At 69.3% G+C, this 15,844-nt stretch carries 13 protein-coding genes and 3 pseudogenes; 7 read left to right on the forward strand and 9 right to left on the reverse strand.

The annotated features are described in order from the left end of the window. Positions 1-31: 31 nt before the first annotated feature. Entirely contained in the window at positions 32-655 is a 624-nt protein-coding gene (locus tag OG594_RS16625; protein ID WP_266599583.1) for a DJ-1/PfpI family protein, read from the reverse strand. A gap of 93 nt (positions 656-748) precedes the next feature. Between OG594_RS16625 and OG594_RS16630 the strand changes: the two genes are divergently transcribed. After that, on the forward strand, positions 749-2,086 hold the full coding sequence (locus OG594_RS16630) for a PLP-dependent aminotransferase family protein (RefSeq protein ID WP_266599585.1): 1,338 nt from the start codon (positions 749-751) through the stop codon (positions 2,084-2,086). Positions 2,087-2,575: 489 nt separating this feature from the next. Here the strand turns inward: OG594_RS16630 and OG594_RS16635 are convergent, their stop codons facing one another. The 4 genes from OG594_RS16635 to OG594_RS16650 all read right to left on the reverse strand — a co-directional run bounded on the left by OG594_RS16635 (position 2,576) and on the right by OG594_RS16650 (position 6,867). Continuing rightward, positions 2,576-3,082, reverse strand: a complete 507-nt coding sequence (locus OG594_RS16635) for a site-specific integrase (protein ID WP_252308813.1) — start codon at positions 3,080-3,082, stop codon at positions 2,576-2,578. 883 nt (positions 3,083-3,965) lie between these two features. Next, positions 3,966-4,646 (reverse strand): HisA/HisF-related TIM barrel protein, encoded by a 681-nt coding sequence (locus OG594_RS16640; protein WP_252308812.1) that lies wholly within the window; start codon positions 4,644-4,646, stop codon positions 3,966-3,968. Positions 4,647-4,690: 44 nt separating this feature from the next. Continuing rightward, positions 4,691-5,680 (reverse strand): 4-hydroxythreonine-4-phosphate dehydrogenase PdxA, encoded by a 990-nt coding sequence (gene pdxA, locus OG594_RS16645; RefSeq protein ID WP_252308811.1) that lies wholly within the window; start codon positions 5,678-5,680, stop codon positions 4,691-4,693. Next, complete coding sequence (locus tag OG594_RS16650; RefSeq protein ID WP_252308810.1) at positions 5,677-6,867, reverse strand: four-carbon acid sugar kinase family protein; 1,191 nt, start codon at positions 6,865-6,867, stop codon at positions 5,677-5,679. The genes pdxA and OG594_RS16650 overlap by 4 nt, the downstream gene beginning before the upstream one ends. 110 nt (positions 6,868-6,977) lie before the next feature. Here OG594_RS16650 and OG594_RS16655 point away from each other — a divergent pair, with 110 nt between their 5' ends. The 3 genes from OG594_RS16655 to OG594_RS16660 all read left to right on the forward strand — a co-directional run bounded on the left by OG594_RS16655 (position 6,978) and on the right by OG594_RS16660 (position 9,311). Further along, the gene (locus OG594_RS16655; RefSeq protein ID WP_252308809.1) at positions 6,978-7,880 is read left to right on the forward strand and encodes a LysR substrate-binding domain-containing protein; all 903 of its coding nucleotides are present in this window, start codon (positions 6,978-6,980) and stop codon (positions 7,878-7,880) included. Between the two features lie 370 nt (positions 7,881-8,250). Beyond that, entirely contained in the window at positions 8,251-9,105 is an 855-nt protein-coding gene (locus tag OG594_RS47370) for a DUF4158 domain-containing protein (protein WP_353962631.1), read from the forward strand. Continuing rightward, positions 9,015-9,311, forward strand: coding sequence for a hypothetical protein (locus tag OG594_RS16660; protein ID WP_266599590.1), 297 nt, complete (start codon positions 9,015-9,017; stop codon positions 9,309-9,311). The genes OG594_RS47370 and OG594_RS16660 overlap by 91 nt, the downstream gene beginning before the upstream one ends. Before the next feature lie 307 nt (positions 9,312-9,618). Here the strand turns inward: OG594_RS16660 and OG594_RS16665 are convergent, their stop codons facing one another. The 4 genes and pseudogenes from OG594_RS16665 to OG594_RS16680 all read right to left on the reverse strand — a co-directional run bounded on the left by OG594_RS16665 (position 9,619) and on the right by OG594_RS16680 (position 13,531). Further along, positions 9,619-10,455, reverse strand: a complete 837-nt coding sequence (locus OG594_RS16665) for a PhzF family phenazine biosynthesis protein (RefSeq protein WP_252308806.1) — start codon at positions 10,453-10,455, stop codon at positions 9,619-9,621. 1,141 nt (positions 10,456-11,596) lie between these two features. Then, positions 11,597-11,920 (reverse strand): annotated as a pseudogene (locus OG594_RS16670) (IS30 family transposase); the annotation flags it as partial. A gap of 23 nt (positions 11,921-11,943) precedes the next feature. Beyond that, complete coding sequence (locus OG594_RS16675; RefSeq protein WP_323185306.1) at positions 11,944-12,207, reverse strand: helix-turn-helix domain-containing protein; 264 nt, start codon at positions 12,205-12,207, stop codon at positions 11,944-11,946. Positions 12,208-12,613: 406 nt separating this feature from the next. Continuing rightward, the gene (locus OG594_RS16680) at positions 12,614-13,531 is read right to left on the reverse strand and encodes a LysR family transcriptional regulator (protein ID WP_252308805.1); all 918 of its coding nucleotides are present in this window, start codon (positions 13,529-13,531) and stop codon (positions 12,614-12,616) included. A 70-nt stretch (positions 13,532-13,601) separates the two neighbouring features. Between OG594_RS16680 and OG594_RS16685 the strand changes: the two genes are divergently transcribed. The 3 genes and pseudogenes from OG594_RS16685 to OG594_RS16695 all read left to right on the forward strand — a co-directional run. Continuing rightward, complete coding sequence (locus tag OG594_RS16685; protein ID WP_252308804.1) at positions 13,602-14,558, forward strand: DMT family transporter; 957 nt, start codon at positions 13,602-13,604, stop codon at positions 14,556-14,558. Positions 14,559-15,213: 655 nt separating this feature from the next. Beyond that, positions 15,214-15,377, forward strand: a pseudogene (locus tag OG594_RS16690) (hemolysin III family protein); the annotation flags it as partial. A 264-nt stretch (positions 15,378-15,641) separates the two neighbouring features. Beyond that, positions 15,642-15,844 (forward strand): annotated as a pseudogene (locus OG594_RS16695) (MerR family transcriptional regulator); the annotation flags it as partial.

A 15,844-nucleotide genomic window follows, 5' to 3' on the forward strand; every position in this document is an offset into this window, starting at 1 on the left:
TCCTGGACGGTCGCTGCCTGCGGCTCGTTGTTCAGACGAGCGCCGGTGTGGGAGCAGGCAGGTAGGGGGTGATGTTGCGCCAGGCGCGCTCGGTGTATTCCTCCTTCTCGCCGACCGGGGCGACGTAGTGCAGCGCGCTTTCGGCGGCGTCGTTGCCCTGGAGGCGGGCGATGATCCAGGCGGCGAGGTACTGCGAGGCCAGGCAGCCACCGGCGGTGGCGATGTTGTCCTTGGCGTAGAAGGGCTGGTTGAGTACCTCGACGCCGGCGGCGACGACCCAGGGCTTGGTGGTCAGGTCGGTGCAGGCGGGGATGTCGCTTAGCAGGCCGAGCTTGGCCAGCACGAGCGCGCCGGAGCACTGTGCCGCGATGAGTTGGCGCGCGGGGTCCAGGCGGCGCAGGATGTTCATGGTCGCCGGGTCTTCGACGACCTCGCGGGTGGCGATGCCGCTCCCGACGATGACGGCGTCAGCGGCGCATGCCTCCTCAAGGGTGGACATCTGCTCGATGACCACCCCGTTCATCGACGTCACCTTGGCTGCGGGGGTGGCGATGGTGACGCGCCAGTCGTCGGTCTTGATGCGGTTGAGTACTCCGAGCGCGATCAGAGAGTCAAGCTCGTTGTAGCCCTCGAAGGTGAGGATGGCGATGTGCATGGCGGTTGCCCTTCCGTATCGGTGGCGTGGCTCTTGACGGTAAAGACCCGTGAACATGACGGTCAAAGAATTGTCATGGATACAATTCGGTGCATGGCAGCCTCGCGGTACAAAACGCTGGTCGACGCGCTCGCATCCGACATCCGGACGGGGCGGCTCGCCGCAGGCGTGCGGCTGCCGACACACCGCGGGCTCGCCGCCCGTGAGGGTATCGCCGTGGTGACCGCGACTCGGGTGTACGCCCAGCTGGAAGCGATGGGTCTGGTGAGCCGGGAACAGGGCCGCGGCACGTTCGTGCGTGACATCGCAGTTCCCGCCGGTCATGGCATCGATCAGCAGGTCGTTGCCACGGACGCGGTCGACCTCACCTTCAACTTTCCCTCGCTGCCCGGCCAAGCCGATCTCCTACGGCAGGCCCTGCGGGAGGTGGCCACCTCCGGTGATCTCGACTCGCTCCTGCGCTACCAACCCCATCGAGGGCGTCCCCAGGACAGAGCCTCGATCGCACGGCACCTGAGGCGCCGAGGAATCACCACCGACGCCGATCGGATCCTCATCGTCAACGGTGCGCAGCAGGGCCTGGCCATCACTGTCATGGCCGCGCTCAAAGCCGGCGACGTTGTCGCGGTCGACGCGCTCACCTACCCGGGATTCAAGGTGCTCGCGCACGCCCTTCAACTCGGCCTGGAGCCCATACCCACCACCACCGACGGGCCGAATCTCGATGCTCTTGAGAAGCTGTGCGCTACCCGCCCTGTGCGCGCGATCTACACCATGCCGACCTTGCACAACCCTCTGGGCTGGGTCATGCCTGCAAGGGACCGAACCCGCCTGATCAAGATCGCCCGCCAGTACGGTTCGCTCATCATCGAAGACGCTGCGTACGCCTTCCTGGCCGAGGACCCTCCACCGCCTCTGGCCGCGACTGCGCCGGACATCACCGTCTACGTCTCGGGGCTGTCCAAGAGCGTCGCCACCGGCCTCCGGGTCGGCTTCGTCGTCGCCCCGCCCTCTGCGGTGCCGTCACTCGAACGCGCGATTCGGGTGACCACCTGGAACACCCCCGCCCTCACCACCGCGATCGCCTGCCGCTGGCTCGACGATGGCACGGTGGACCGCCTGGAAGCGCAGAAACGAGAGGACGCCAAGGCCCGCCAGTCACTCGCCAGACAAGAGCTGGCAGGCCTACCACTCATCGGCCACCCCTCGTCCTACTTCACCTGGCTGACACTGCCCGACGGCGCACGTGCCGATCGCCTGACCGCCACCCTCGCGCGCCGGCACATCTCGGTGACCACAGCGGAGCCGTTCACCACCTCGACGCATACGCCGCAGGCGATCCGCCTCGCTCTGGCCTCGACCGATCTGGACCGTCTCCAGTCGACACTGCATACCGTGCGACAAGCCGCCGTCGAGGACGCCTACACCTAAACTCCCCTCGACCAACCGATTCCCGCCCGTACCGACATCTGCGTACGAAAGTCCGTCGGCGCTGAAGGCCTGGGGCCCGGTCGGCCTGCGACCCGAGACTGATGAGGGAATCACCGTAGCCGTCTTCCCCCGGACCCGACGGCCTCAAGACCTCTCAACAGCCGCAAAGGAACGACGTTGCCTGCGCCAGCGTGCGCCACAGCTCGTGGAGGATCGGCCGGCCTTGAAACTTCGGGACCAGGGCGCCAATTTCGGCTGTCTCACAAGCATGGATGTGGCACAGGTACCCGATGGTCGCGCGGTGGTCACGTCCCCGCAGTTCGACCTGTGTCAAAAGCTGGTGCCACAACTCTGTGTCAGAGGTAGGGGTCCAAGTAGGAATGGAACAGGAAACCGGTGTTGCTGTCAGAAGTTTTGACAGGTTGTCTCGCCCTCCGCGCCCTGTCACAGCGGCACCTGGGAAGTCGAGGCCGTGTTCCCGCGTCACGTTCACCAAGGCGCGGTGCGTCGGGCTGCCGGGTCGCGTTCGGCGACGTGCCGGGCGACCGCGTCGACGCCGGGGCGGGCGTAGCGTTCCAGGGAGCGGACGGAGGCGTGGCGGGAGCGGGCCAGCAGCATCGGAGTGGAGGTGCCGCCCTCGGCGTCATGGGTGAGCGCGCTGTGGCGGAGACAGTGCAGGGTCCAGCCGTCCAGGTCTTCGATGTCCTCGGGTGAGGCAAGGGGGTTGGCCAGCAGTCGGGTGTTCTCCTCGAAGATCTCCTCAGCCCGGCGGTAGGAGAGCCGGGCGCGACCGGTTTCGGGGCACACGTCCAGCGTCGGGGTTCCGGAGGGCGGCTTGCGGCCTGTGAGGAACAGCGGGCCGCGGCTGCGGCCGGCGATGAGGCGCGGCAGCAGTTGGGCGGTGCCCGACTGCCAGTGGATCCACTCCGTCGCCCCGCCCTGGCCAGGATGCGGCCGCGTTTGTCGCCCGGGTGCAGGTCCTCGACGTTCAGGCACAGCGCCTCATCGGCCCGGGCGGCGGACTCGTAGAGCATCTTCCAGAACGTCTTCTCCCGCAGCGCGACGTCCAGGCGCCACAGGGCGCCGATCTGGTTCTCCGCGAGGGCCTTGGTGCGGTCCGGCGGGGCCGGGCGCCGCTCGATGCCGATAGTCGGGTCACAGGTGGTCCAGCCCTGGCGCTGCCACCATCCGATCGCTTTGCGCGCGATGGACAGCTCGCGGTTGACGGTGTGGGCGTCCATCTCGTCCGCCCGGGCCGCCGCCAGCTCGGCCAGCACTTCCGGCAGCACCGGATCGTCGATCATGGCGACGGGGACGGCGGGCGGCTTCGCGCCACGGTGGGTTGGCCCGGTCGGCGCGCTCTGCCCGGCGAGCATCCAGCCCCACGTCGTCAGCGAGATCCGGTAGATCCGCGCGGAGGACTTCGCGATCCCTGCGCCGGTGAGGTACCGATCGACCGCCGCGGTGTACGTGGCCGGAGGGGCGGACAGGGGTACGACTCGGGCGCGTGGCAAACGCAACGCGCCCCTGGCCCCGAGTTCGGTCACTGGTTCGATCGTCACGCCCGCCCCGCCCTCCCGGCACTGCCGCAGTAAATGCGTACACCTCACCCCGGCGACCGGAAGCTTCCGGCGCAGGTCACGGAGATCGCCATAGAGGATCTGCCGCAGTAAATCCGGTATTTACTGCGGCAGTAGCCCGGGCGGAGTGAACTCACCATCGTGACGGCTACTGCGGAGTGCCGTTGGACGCCTCGGGTAGTAGAAACCGATTGCCGACGCCCGCAAATGGCGGTGGCTTCATCTGCCCCTTCCTGTCGTGGTTCAGGTTGTGGGGCGGCTGCGTTCGATGGAGTGGGGTCCCGTGCGAGGTGGCCGAATCACACTTGATTCTTGATTCCTGATAGACCAACCACGGCGGCCAGTTGGGATCGGATGGTTCCTGCGTGGGGCTGGAGGGAGCCGTCGAAGGCGGCGGATCCGATGGTGAAGGCGTCGGCTCCGGCTGATGCGAGTGCCTGTATCTGGTCGGTGCTGGTGATGGAGCCAGCGACGACCAGGCGGCCGGTGGTGGTGGCGCGGGCGGCGCGGACCAGGTCGAGGGGGTCGGCATCGGTGGCGCGGTAGGCGAGGAGGTCAACGCCGGCGCAGCCCGCGGCTTCCGCCCGTCGGCAGTCGTAGGCAATCCGGTCCGGGTTGCCGGCGAGGCGGGTGGGGTGCCCGAGGGGTTCTCCGGCGAAGGGCAGGTAGCCGATGGATGTGCCGTGTAGGAGGTTGAGGGTCTCCTCGATCCAGGTACCGCCCATCAGCCAGTCGACGCCGAGTTCGGTGGCTGTCCGTACGGAGGCAAGGGCCTGGTCCCGGTCGGTGCTGACGACTTCGAGGTAGGTGGTGGCGCCCATGTCCTTGATGCGGGTGTGGAGCTGAGCGAGGGTGTCGCGGTCGACGCCGATGTCTTTGAACCCGATGTGGGTGATGCCGAGGTCCTTGATGGTGTCGAGGACATCGAGGCAGTCGGTGACCGTGCGGTCGTCGCGGGTGAGCATGAAGATGAAGTCCACGGTGTCCTTCGGCTTGCTGTTCCGGGGTTGATTCGAGTCGGTGGTCAGGGGCGGTCCGGTGCCCCGGAGGACAGGCGGTCGGCGTGGCGCAGGGCGGTGAGCAGACTGGCGTGGTCAGCCGTGCCGAGACCTGCGATGTCGAAGGCGGTGCCGTGGTCGACGCTGGTGCGGACGAAGGGCAGGCCGATGGTGATGTTGACGCCGTGTTCGATCCCGAGGTACTTGACGGGGATGAGGCCCTGGTCGTGGTACTGGGCGACCACGGCGTCGAAGGCTCCGGCGCGGGCTCGCATGAAGACGGTGTCGGCGGGCCAGGGTCCGCTGGCCTGGATGCCTTCGCTCTGCGCGGCCTGGATGGCGGGGGTGATGATGTCCAGGTCCTCGCGGCCGAACAGGCCGTTCTCTCCTGCGTGGGGGTTGAGGCCGGCGACGGCGATGCGCGGGGCGGGCAGGCCGCTGCGCTGGAGTGTGCGGTGGGTCAGGCGGATGATGTCGAGTTCGCGGGCGGTGGTTATCGCGTCGATTGCGATGCGGAGGGACTGGTGCACGGTGACCAGGACGACCCGCAGCTCGTCGGTGGCCATCATCATCGCGTAGTCCGTGGTGCCGGACAGGTCGGCGAGCATCTCGGTGTGCCCGGGGTAAGGGACGCCGGACAAGCGGAGTGCTTCCTTGTTGATCGGCGAGGTCACCAGGGCCCTTACCTCGCCTGCCAGGGCGAGCTGGATACCGCGGCGGACGTACTGGAAGGACGCCGCGCCCGCGCGGGCGTCGAGTGTGCCCCAGGGCAGGTCGATCGGAAGGCGGTTCTCGGTGAGGACGTCCACCGTGCCGGGTGCGAACGCCGCCTGGTCGACTGATGCGATGGGGCGAAGGATGAGGCGTGTTCCGGCGACCCGGTCGGCGCGGGCGAGGACGTCCACGTCGCCGATGACGACGACGGGCACGGTGCGCCGGGGATCGGCACACGCTTCGAGGGTGATCTCGGGGCCGATTCCGCAGGGGTCGCCCATGGTGATGGCGATCGGGGTCATGCGTGCTCTCCTGGGTCGAGGGGATGTCGGATGAGGTGGCACAGGCGCAGGAGCATGGCGTCGTCGCCGAAGCCGCCCGCCTTGATCAGCACGGGGAGGGGGAGCTGCCCGAGCAGAGTTCCGCGGGCGACGCCGGGTTCGGGTTCGTCGAGCAGGCCGATGCCGGTGGCACCAAGGGCCTGGAGCACGGTCGCAGCCGTTTCCCCCCCGGTGACGACGAGCGCGTCGACCGTGTGCTCTTCGGTCAGCGCCTGGACGACCGCTGCCAGAGAGCGGGCGAGTGCTCGCGCCGTTTGTGGCGCGCGGCGTTCATCGGGTGTTTGCAGGGTGAGGACTGGGGCCGTCAGGCCGCGCAGCGTCTCCACTGCCGCGGCCGGATCGCCGCTGACGGTGACCCCCTGGACATCCGCCCGCGCACGGAGCGCGGCCAGCTGCCGCCGGGTCGCCGGGTTGGCGCTGCCGACGACGATCAGCGGGCGTCGGGCCGGCGCGGGCACCGACGCAGCGCCGCCGGCGCGTGCGCACCTTCGGGCCAGGGCGGCCGCCAGCCCCGGGGAGCCGACCCACAGCACGTCGTCGAGGCGCGGCACCGCTGCCACCAGGCGGTCGAGGTCGCCGTCTTTGGCGGCGGAGTAGACGATCAGGTCACCGTTGCCGATCAGCTCGGGCAGCTCGGCCGCGAGTCCCGGCCCTGCTAGCACAGCCTCCGGGAACAGCGTCGGGAGGTCCGAGCACCGCACGGGGTGTACCGGGTCGCGGGCGAAGTCGCTCTCGTGGACCGGTACACCCCGCACGTACTGGACTCCCTCCACCGTCACCCGGCCCTCCGCGGGGAAGGCCGGAGCAATGACGACGGCCCGCCTACGCGATCCCGCCCACGCAGCCCGGACCTCTGTCGCGACATGACCGCGCAGGGTGGAATCCACCGTTTTCAAGAGCAGCTCGGAGTCGGCGAACAGGCGCGCCGCGCGCCACGTACGCATAGCGGCGGCCTCCTCGTCCAGTACGCGGCTTCCGAGGTCGACCGCGGTCACGCCCGTGGCGTGCCGCGGCACCGCTGCCGGGGTGGAGAGCAGGATTCGGGCGTCGTGGCCGGCCCGGCGGAACGGCGCGGCACCGTCCCCGGCGCTGGTGAGGTCATCCGCCAGAATGGCGATGCCCGACCGCACGTCGTTGCGGAATGTCATGTCCCACCTCTCCATAGGTCAGCGTTTTCTGTGACTGGATCAATAGTCATTCCGGCAAAAGGGCTGGACAAACGATTCATTCTCACGAGACCTGTGAGTAAAATTCATGTATGCGATGGTCGGGTCTGCCCCCTCTGAATGCTCTGCTGCCCTTCGAAGCGACCGTCCGGCATGCGAGCATGACCGTGGCGGCGCAGGAGCTGCATGTGACGCACGGCGCGGTGAGCCGACAGGTCCAGAACCTGGAGCGGTCCCTTGGGATATCACTGTTCGAGCGGCAGACACGCGCCTTGCGACCGACCCCGGAGGCGCGCCAGCTGGCGGCCGTCGTCCGGGACGCACTCGATCAGATCGATGCGGCCGCCCGGCAGATCTCGCACCGCACACCCGCGGGACCGCTCACCCTCTCGTGCGAGCCCACACTCCTGATGCGGTGGCTCATTCCGCGGCTGCCCGATCTGGCCGTGAACGTGCCGGACGTCACCGTCCACCTGTCCGCAGGCGGCGGCCCCGTCTTCTTCGAGCGGGACAACATCGACCTCGCGATCCGCCGAGACGACTTTCCGTTTCCCGAAAAGGTGAGCCGGACCCGCTTGTTCGCAGAGAGGATCGGACCCGTCTGCCGGCCCGATCTCGCGGCCCGCCTGACCGGCGCCGCCGACCTGACGGGGGCAGCCCTTCTGCATACCGGTACGCGGCCGCAGGCGTGGGACGACTGGCGACGCATCACCGGCATGAAAGCAGAGCCCGCCTCCCAGCAGACCCTGGAGCACTTCTACCTGACTCTCCAGGCTGCCGCGGCCGACGTCGGGGTCGCGATCGCCCCGTATGCCGTCGTCCGCGACGACTTGGAGCGAGGACAACTCGTCGCACCCTTCGGTTTCGTCCCCGACGGCACCAGCTACCACCTCCTCAGCCGTCAACCACCCGAGCAAGACGCACGCGTCCGCCAGCTGACGGCGTGGCTGCGGGCCCAGGCGAGCCAGCTCGAAACCGATTCTGACCAGGCGTGACCGTCGGGCTGCTCCGAGACCAGGGCCGACGCGGGTGGCCAACAGCACGCATCGCCGCCTCCGCCTCGTCGTCACTGCTCCACCACCGTGGCCACGGCGTTCACCTCCTCACACGGGGACGACTCACCGCGATTCCTCTCCAGCCGCGCCATCGTCGCCAGCCGTTCCTTGTCCGTGGCCCGCTTCTCCGCGCTGATCAGGCTGCGCAGGCGACTCCACCGCCACGTGCGGGGCCGTGCCAGTGCCCGCTACGGCGACCCCTATCAGATGTGGTCCGTGATCCGGACCGGAATGGAAGATCAGCGAGCAGACGGCTGGACGGGCTGGGAACGTCGCGCGCGAGTCAACGGTAACGATCAAGGAGCGCGCGGTGCCCACCAACTTTCTCAGCGAGGACCAGCGACGGCGCTTCGGCCGGTTCGCGGAGGACCCGGACGAGGGACAGCTCGCCGGTTCCTTCCTACTCGACCAGACCGCGCGGCGCCGGGCGATGGCCGCCAAGGGCGCGCGGAACCGGATCGGCTGGGCGGTCCAGCTCGGGACCGTCCGGTACCTGGGAACGTTCCTGGACAACCCCGAACAGGTGCCCGGCGTCGTGGTCGACTACGTCGCCGAGCAGCTGGGCCTGGACCCGGCGGAGTTCGCAGGCTACGGCGGAAGAGAGCACCGCTGGGACCACCAGGAGCAGATCCGCAAGGGATACGGATACACGAAGTTCGAGTTCGACCAGTGGTTCTCGCTGGCCCGCTGGATGTACCAGCGGCGTGGATCGGCTCCGAGCGCCCGACTCTGCTGTTCGACCTGGCCACCAAGCGGCTGGTCGTCAAGAAGTGGTGCTGCCCGGGGTGACCGTGCTGGAACGGCTGGTCTCCGGCTCACGCGAGCGCGCCGAGAAACGCCTGTGGGCAACGCTCGCAGCCGCCCCGACCGAGGAACAGGCCGCCTGCTTGCAGCGCCTGGTCGTCGTCCCCGCGAGCAAGCGCCTGTCCGAGCTGGACCGACTGCGGCGCTCACCCCGGGACATCACCGCGCGCGGGGTGAGCAAGGCCCTGGAGCGGTACGAGGCGCTGAACACCTTGGGCGGCACCGCCTGGGACCTGTCCGCGATACCCCCGGGGACGGCTCCAGGCGCTGGTGCGTTTTGCGCGGGCGGCCCGCGCTCAGGCTGTCTCCGACCTCGGCGGGGACCGGCGCCTGGCCACCCTGGTGGCGTTCGCCGCGGTGATGCCGCAGATCGCCGCAGACGAGGCGATCGAGGTGTTCGATCTGGTGATGGGCGACCTGATCCGTTCCTCCAGCACCAAGATGACCAAGCAGCGGCTGCGCACCCTCAAAGACCTGGACGCCGCCGCGATCCTGCTGCGTCAGGTGTGGATCGCGGTGTGCGGCACGGCCGCCGATGGTGCTGTCGGAGGTTTTCACAGGCCGTGATCAGGGTCATCAGGGTGTGCGGGCGAGCGATGACCCGACGATCGGTTTCCTGAAGGCGGCCGTGGCGCGGTTCTGCGCTGGCCTGGATGATCTGGCTGTGCCGTTCCTACTTGGATCCTGGTGTCGACCGCGCCCCTCAGCCGGGTCGGGCCGAGGGCACCGAGGAGCCGACAGCCGTCGGAGTACCAGAAGGGGAGGCGGGAACGGTCGCGGACGCGGATGCCGAAGCGGACGGCGACGGGGACGCGGGCGCCAGGGAAGACGCCGCCGCAGGGGTCCCGCGGTCACAGTCGCCGCGGGCGGACCGTCAGGCGCGCAGGGTTGCCTCCAGGACGGTGACCGCGTGCCCGGTGAGCAGGACACGGTCCGCCCGCAGCTCCGTACTGACCAGGCCGGTGCGGGCGGACGCCTGGAATCCGGTGAGGACGCCGGACCTGCCCAGCCGTGCCGACCAGTAGGGGGCGAGCGCCGTGTGGGCGCTGCCGGTCACCGGGTCCTCGGGGATGCCGTTGGCGGGCACGAAGAAGCGGGAGACGAAGTCGTAGCCGGACCCCGGCGCGGCCGCAGCGGCGGTGACGATGACCCCCCACAGTTCCTCGCGCCTGGTCAGGGCCGCGATCGCCCCGAGGTCGGGGCGCAGCCCCCGTACGGCCGCCTCGTCGGGCAGCACGGTCAGGAGATGGCCTAGGGCGCCGGTACGGAAGGTCGCCTCGGGCCGCAGCCCCAGCGCCTTGGCGAGGCCGCCGGGGACGGGGACCTCGATGGCCGGCGCGGCCGGGAAGTCCAGGGTGATCTCCCCCTCCTCCCCGGCATGCGCGATGAGCAGGCCGTGGAAGCGGCTGCGGAACCGCACCGACCCGCTGGCCGGCAGCAGCCCGTCCCGTTCCAGCGAGTGCGCCGTGGCCAAAGTGGCATGGCCGCACAGGCCGACCTCGACGGTTGGGGTGAACCAGCGGATCTCCCAATCGGCCTCGCCCCCGGCCGGCAGCGGCAGGGCGAAGGCCGTCTCCGCGTGGTTCAGTTCCGCGGCGATCTGCTGCAGCCGCGTGTCGTCCGGCCACTCCCCGGCCGGGAGCAGACAGACACCGGCGGGGTTTCCGGCGAAGGGTTGGGTGGTGAAGGCGTCTACGATCTGGATTCGCATGCCACGAAACTTAGCGAGGCCAACCGTCACCAAAGGAAAGCCAATTCCGCGAAGGTGGCCTGCCTGTCCTGCCCGTCCGGCGGGGCTCTCGTCAGTCGAGGGGCTTGCCGAAGTTGAAGGCGGTCACGGCCATCCGCTCGCGGAAGTAGAAGCGGTGCCTCGACGAGGGCGGCCGCGGTCTGCTGCTCGTCGCCCAGCTCACCCAGCGCTGGGGCAGCCGCCACACGCACGGGCGGGACGATCTGGGCCGAGCAGACCCTGCCCGCCCGGACCACGGAAGACGAGCCGAAGTGTCCTGGAACCGAGGAGCCGTCCGGCCCGGGCGCCGTGGGCGGTGCGGAGAAGGAGCCATTCGCGCGACGATGAGTTCCCGCCGTGGGCCCGTCCACCGGTCCGTCGCGAGGGCGGTGAGCTACCCCCGAGGGCTTTGTGCCCCGGGTGGGCAGCCCCCTCGGAAAGGGGCGCGGACGGCAAGGACGGCGGGGGCACCACTGTCGGCGGTGCGGAACGCACCGGGCAGAACGGGACGCCGGGTTGCGAGCGCAGGGCGTCGCGCAATCCGGATTCACAGGCTCCAGGACGCCGCGCGCGACCGCACTTGTCGGTACGTTCTGACATGCGCGCAACATCCTCCCCCGCAGGAGGCCCTTTCCTCGCCTGTCGGCGATCGCGGCGGCGGTCCTGGGCGGGCTCACCGCTGCCGTCACCCCGGCCACGTTCGACGCTGCGTGACACCCAGCTCGGTGCTCGTCCAGCGGTACACCCTGAACTCATTGTGCGCCGGACCCGCCCGAGTACGCGCTGTCACTCCCGTGAGCAGGACGGACTTCGGGGGCGCGCAGGCCCGACTGCGGTGGGCACCTTCGACAGGCGGGGCACCTTGCTGAAGCGGCGGGTGTGGTAGGCGGAGGCGACTGCACAGCCGCGCGAGCGGCATGGCGAGCCGGGCTGTGCGTCACACTTCGCAGGCGTGCTGTTCGACATCGTCGGCGTCCGACCGGTTGGTCGGGGAAGGCTGCTGAGGGCCCGTCATGGGTCCGGATTTTCGCAGAATGCAAGTCTCAGAAGGAGGTCCGTCCCTCTTTTGCGTGAGAACGGGTTCTGAGAGCCGATCGTAGTTCACTGGCAAAGGATGGCGAGCTCAAGCGGTTAGCGCATCACCGCTGTTCAAGAGGCCAGCGTAGTCCTCTGCCGGAGTGCGGTAGCCATGGGTCTTGCGCGGCCGATGGTTGAGTTCATGGGCGATGGGCGATGGGCGATGGCATCCAGGTCGGCCTGGCTGAACGTACGGAGGTCCGCGCCCTTGGCCAGGTACTGCCGAAGCAGCCGGTTGGTGTTCTCGTTGGTGTCGCGCTGCCACGGGCTCCGAGGCTTGCAGAGGTAGATCGGCATCTCCCGTCTCGGCGGTGATGGCCTGGTGCTCGGCTATCTCTCGCCCTCGATCCCAGGTGAGCGTCCGCCGCAGTTGCGGCGGGATGCCGAGGAGGCTCATGGTGAGGTGCGGAGTGACCTGCTCGGCCTTGATGCCGTCAGGGAGCGCGACGATGGCCCTGTAGCGGCTGGGGCGCTCGACGAACGCAGAGCGGGCTTTTGGGTGAGCTTGGGCCGGCGCCCACACGTGCAGGCGGCCTCGTCGGCGGAAGCGGATCGGTAGCGGTCCCGGCCACTGTTGCGGGCCATTTCGCGGGAGACGGTCGAAGGCGATCTACCCAGCCTTCCGGCCAGCTGCCGGGCGGACTCTCCGGCGGTGATGCCTCAGGATATCTCGTCGCGTTCGCCACCGGTCAGATGCCGCGCTGATCGCTACCGCGGAGTGAGACGGATACCGCCGCCCTGGTAAAGGAACTGACGGACGTGATGCATCGGCGCCCCGAGCACCCGCCCGATCAAACTGAACGTCTGCCCCTCGCGCCAGCGTCTCCAAAATCTCATCCTGCTGAGCCGGCGAAAACCCGTAGTCACGCACCTGTGCCTCCACGATCACATGTCATCCGTGGGTGGTGCGTTGATCACTCGAGGGTGCCATCGTTTGTGCGAATCCGGTTCCGGGCCGCTACTTCGCGGGCGACGCCGGTGGACGAGGGTTCCGGCGGTGGTCTCCTGCGGCGGGGCTGGGTGCGGTGAACGGCGTCGGGTCCGGTCGGCGGCCCGGCAGCGGTCAGTCCGGGTGCAGGGCTTCGGCTCGCTCCTGGAGGGCTTCGAGCAGTGCGCGCACAGGTGGCGTGGGTGGCGTGCCTGGTGCGGTGTAGACGCCGATGCGGCGCTTGGCGGTGGGCGTGACGGGCAGGGCGCGGGTGTCGTTCCGGTCCTCGACGGCCAGGAAAGGGATGAGGGCGATTCCGACTCCCGCCGCGACGAGCGCCTGCATGAAGCGGAAATCGCTGGAGCGACAGACCACCTTGGGCGTGAGGCCGTGCGCGGAGGTGAGCGCGTCGACCGCGTCTCCTAGCAGGTCCCATCCGTGAATCCATGGTTCGTCGGCGACGTCTTCGAGACGGGCCGCTCGGCGCGAGGCGAGTCGGTGGTCGGCGGATACAACCAAGCGCAGGTCATCGTGCAGGAGCGGGTGGTAGGTGCAGCGGGCTGCGGCGTCCTTCCAGCTCGGTGGGGGATGCCTGGTGTTGAAGTGGTAGACGAGGGCAATATCGGCGCGGCCGTCACCGAGGGCGGCCAGAGCCTGAGTGGGTTCGGATTCGATCACCGTTGTGTCGACGTGGGTGTCGCGTCGCGCCGCGAGTGCTGCCAGTGCGGGCGCGAGTAGGAAGGCGCCGGCGCTGGGGAAAGTGGCGACGGTCACCGTGGGCGGGCCCTGGTCACGCAGCTGGGCCAGTGTCCGGTGGGCCCGGTGCAGTTCGCCGTGGACGGTGTCGGCGGTGCGCGCGAGGATCTGGCCCGCCGGGGTGAGGGTGACGCCTCGGGTGCTGCGTTCGAAGAGCCTCAACCCGGCGGCGCGTTCGAGGGCCGCCATCTGCTGGGAGACCGCCGACGGGGTCATCTGCAGTGCCTGGGCCGCGCGGGCGAAGCTCCCGCGGTGGGCCACCTCGCGGAACAGGACGAGCCGCTGCACCTCAATCATCAGTTCCCCTTACTGCCTAGTGAGCAATATCGTACTTCTGCTTACGACGCATCGATGTCAGCGTGGCCGCATGATGTTCGATGCACGAGAACGCTCCGGGGCCGCCCTGGCTCTCGGGGCGGTATGCCTCATCGGCGGGTCCGTCGCCGCTGCCACCCACCTTCACGGCTATCCGCTCATCGGCGGGCAGGCCGTCCGCTACGGGCTCGCGACCGTGTTCCTGCTGATCTGGGCCCGCATACGCAGGCACACCTTCATACGGCCCTCCCCGGCCCAGATGGCATGGGTCTTTCTGCTGGCCGCGACCGGGATGGCCGGGTACGGCGTCGTGCTCGTCTACGCCACCTCGATGACCTCGCCGGGCAATGTCGGTGTCGCGCTGGGCGCCGCACCTTTGATCATCGTCCTGGTCCAGTCCCTGCTCGCTCAGGTGCGTCCCTCCCGGAGTCTGATGGCCGGGGCCCTGTGTGTGGCCTGTGGGTCCGCCGTGGCACAGCTGTCCACCGGCGGCACAGTGCAGTGGAGCGCCCAGGGCTTCGCGTGGTCGTGCCTGGCCCTCACCGGAGTGTGCGCGGTCACACTGCTCGGTGCGCCCGCCACCAAGGCGCTCGGATCGCTGACCGCCATCACCTACGCGTGCGCACTCGCCTCGGGCATGCTCCTCCTGACCGCCGTGATCACGGGCTCGGTCACCGGGACCCCTGTGCTGCGGCGACCGAGCGGCGCCGAGCTCTCGGCACTGGCCTTCCTCGCCCTCGGCGTGACCATGGTCGTCTTCCTGATGTGGTACGGAGCCGTCGAGCGGCTCGGCACCGGCCGGACCGGCCTCTTCAACGGCCTCATCCCCCTGGCCTCACTTCTGGCCCTGTCCGTGACCGGCACGGCAACCGCCTCCCTCAACCAGATCGCGGGAGCCGCGCTCGTCCTCATCGGCGTCGCCTTCGGACTCCGGGTCAGGAAACGAGACACCCCACCCCCCTGGGCGGCCGCGGCCGAGCACGTGACGGGCGCCCGCCCCCATAGCTGATGCACTCCCAGGGCCGCCTTGTGACGGGCGGACCGGGGCAGCGACGGACGCACCTGGCTTGTCCCGGGACTCTCCTGGCCCCAGCCCCGCCCCCCGGCCCCTGTGGAAGATCAGCCCTACCCGCCGTCGTCGTCATCGTCCAGTTCGAGTGTGTCCGGGTCGCGCAGGGGCCGCAGGGCGCTGGAGTCGGCTGGAGGCGGGGTAGCAGTAGCGACCGAGCACGTTGAGGTTCTCGTGCCCAAGGACCGGCATCAACCTCCTGGGCCCTGTTCAACATCAAGGCCAACAGCCCCAGCCAGGGCCTGCGCCCCTTCCGCGCCCCCGACGCCGACGATCTGGACGAGGTCTGACGGCCGCACGGCCGGGACCGCACGAGGGCGGTCCCGGCCTGTGGGATTGGCGTCCTGACCTGTGGGGCAGGTCAGATCCAGGTGGGCATGGCCCGCTCGGCGTAGCAGGCGCCGAAGCCGCCGCTGGGAAGGATGAGTCAAGGCCGCCGCCCGTACCCTCGGTGCCCAATCCGCCGACCTCGACACCGAACAGCGCGCCCGCACCGCCCTCGCCGGGCCTGATCGCCACCGGCATAACCGACGGGGTTTGCTGACTCTACTGACGAGTAGTTAGATTCTCTGCCGCGAGATCCCGCCGTACTCGCTTGATCGTGACCGGCGGGCTCCTCTACAGCGCGGGCGCGGTCGTCTACGCCCTCCAGCGCTCCGACCCCTCACCCCGCTGGTTCGGTTACCACGAGGTCTTCCACGCCTTGCCGTGGCAGCGTTCACCGCCCATTACACCGCCATCTCCCTCGCCGCCTACTGACCAGGAGGAGGTTTTCTTCCAGGACAGGACCGACCCTGGTCGGCTCCCTCTCGGCCGCCCTCGCCCTCCCGCCGCTCATCGCCCTCAGCGGTACCCGACGGCAGACCCGGCTCGTGGACCGGTGCCTCGCCCCGGTTCCCGTACAGACGGCACCACCGCGCCTGTGCCTTCCCGGCACTGATCCACTTCCGGCCCGCCTTCGACCACGGCCAGCCTCTGGATGGGAGAACACGTGAACACCACGTTCGACTTCCACGGCAAGACCGCCTGATCACCCCGGTCCGCTCCGCCGGTGGACACCGGCGCTACTCCGGCTATCAGCTGCGCATCGCCGCCGGCGCCCGGGAACTTGTCGACCGGGGCACCCCCATCGAGGCGGCCTGCCGGATCGTCACCTCGAGGACCGACTCGAGGAAGCGCAGCGCGTCAACGCCGAAGACCATCGTGCCGCCGGATCGGCGCACCCA

It is taken from the genome of Streptomyces sp. NBC_01214 (assembly GCF_026340975.1).
Lineage (GTDB): Bacteria > Actinomycetota > Actinomycetes > Streptomycetales > Streptomycetaceae > Streptomyces.

Coding starts and splice junctions, on each gene's coding strand:
- OG594_RS16625 (WP_266599583.1), bottom strand. CDS start 655: ATGCACATCGCCATCCTCACCTTCGAGGGCTACAACGAGCTTGACTCT.
- OG594_RS16630 (WP_266599585.1), top strand. CDS start 749: ATGGCAGCCTCGCGGTACAAAACGCTGGTCGACGCGCTCGCATCCGAC.
- pdxA (WP_252308811.1), bottom strand. CDS start 5,680: ATGACCCCGATCGCCATCACCATGGGCGACCCCTGCGGAATCGGCCCC.
- OG594_RS16650 (WP_252308810.1), bottom strand. CDS start 6,867: ATGACATTCCGCAACGACGTGCGGTCGGGCATCGCCATTCTGGCGGAT.
- OG594_RS16655 (WP_252308809.1), top strand. CDS start 6,978: ATGCGATGGTCGGGTCTGCCCCCTCTGAATGCTCTGCTGCCCTTCGAA.
- OG594_RS16665 (WP_252308806.1), bottom strand. CDS start 10,455: ATGCGAATCCAGATCGTAGACGCCTTCACCACCCAACCCTTCGCCGGA.
- OG594_RS16680 (WP_252308805.1), bottom strand. CDS start 13,531: ATGATTGAGGTGCAGCGGCTCGTCCTGTTCCGCGAGGTGGCCCACCGC.
- OG594_RS16685 (WP_252308804.1), top strand. CDS start 13,602: ATGATGTTCGATGCACGAGAACGCTCCGGGGCCGCCCTGGCTCTCGGG.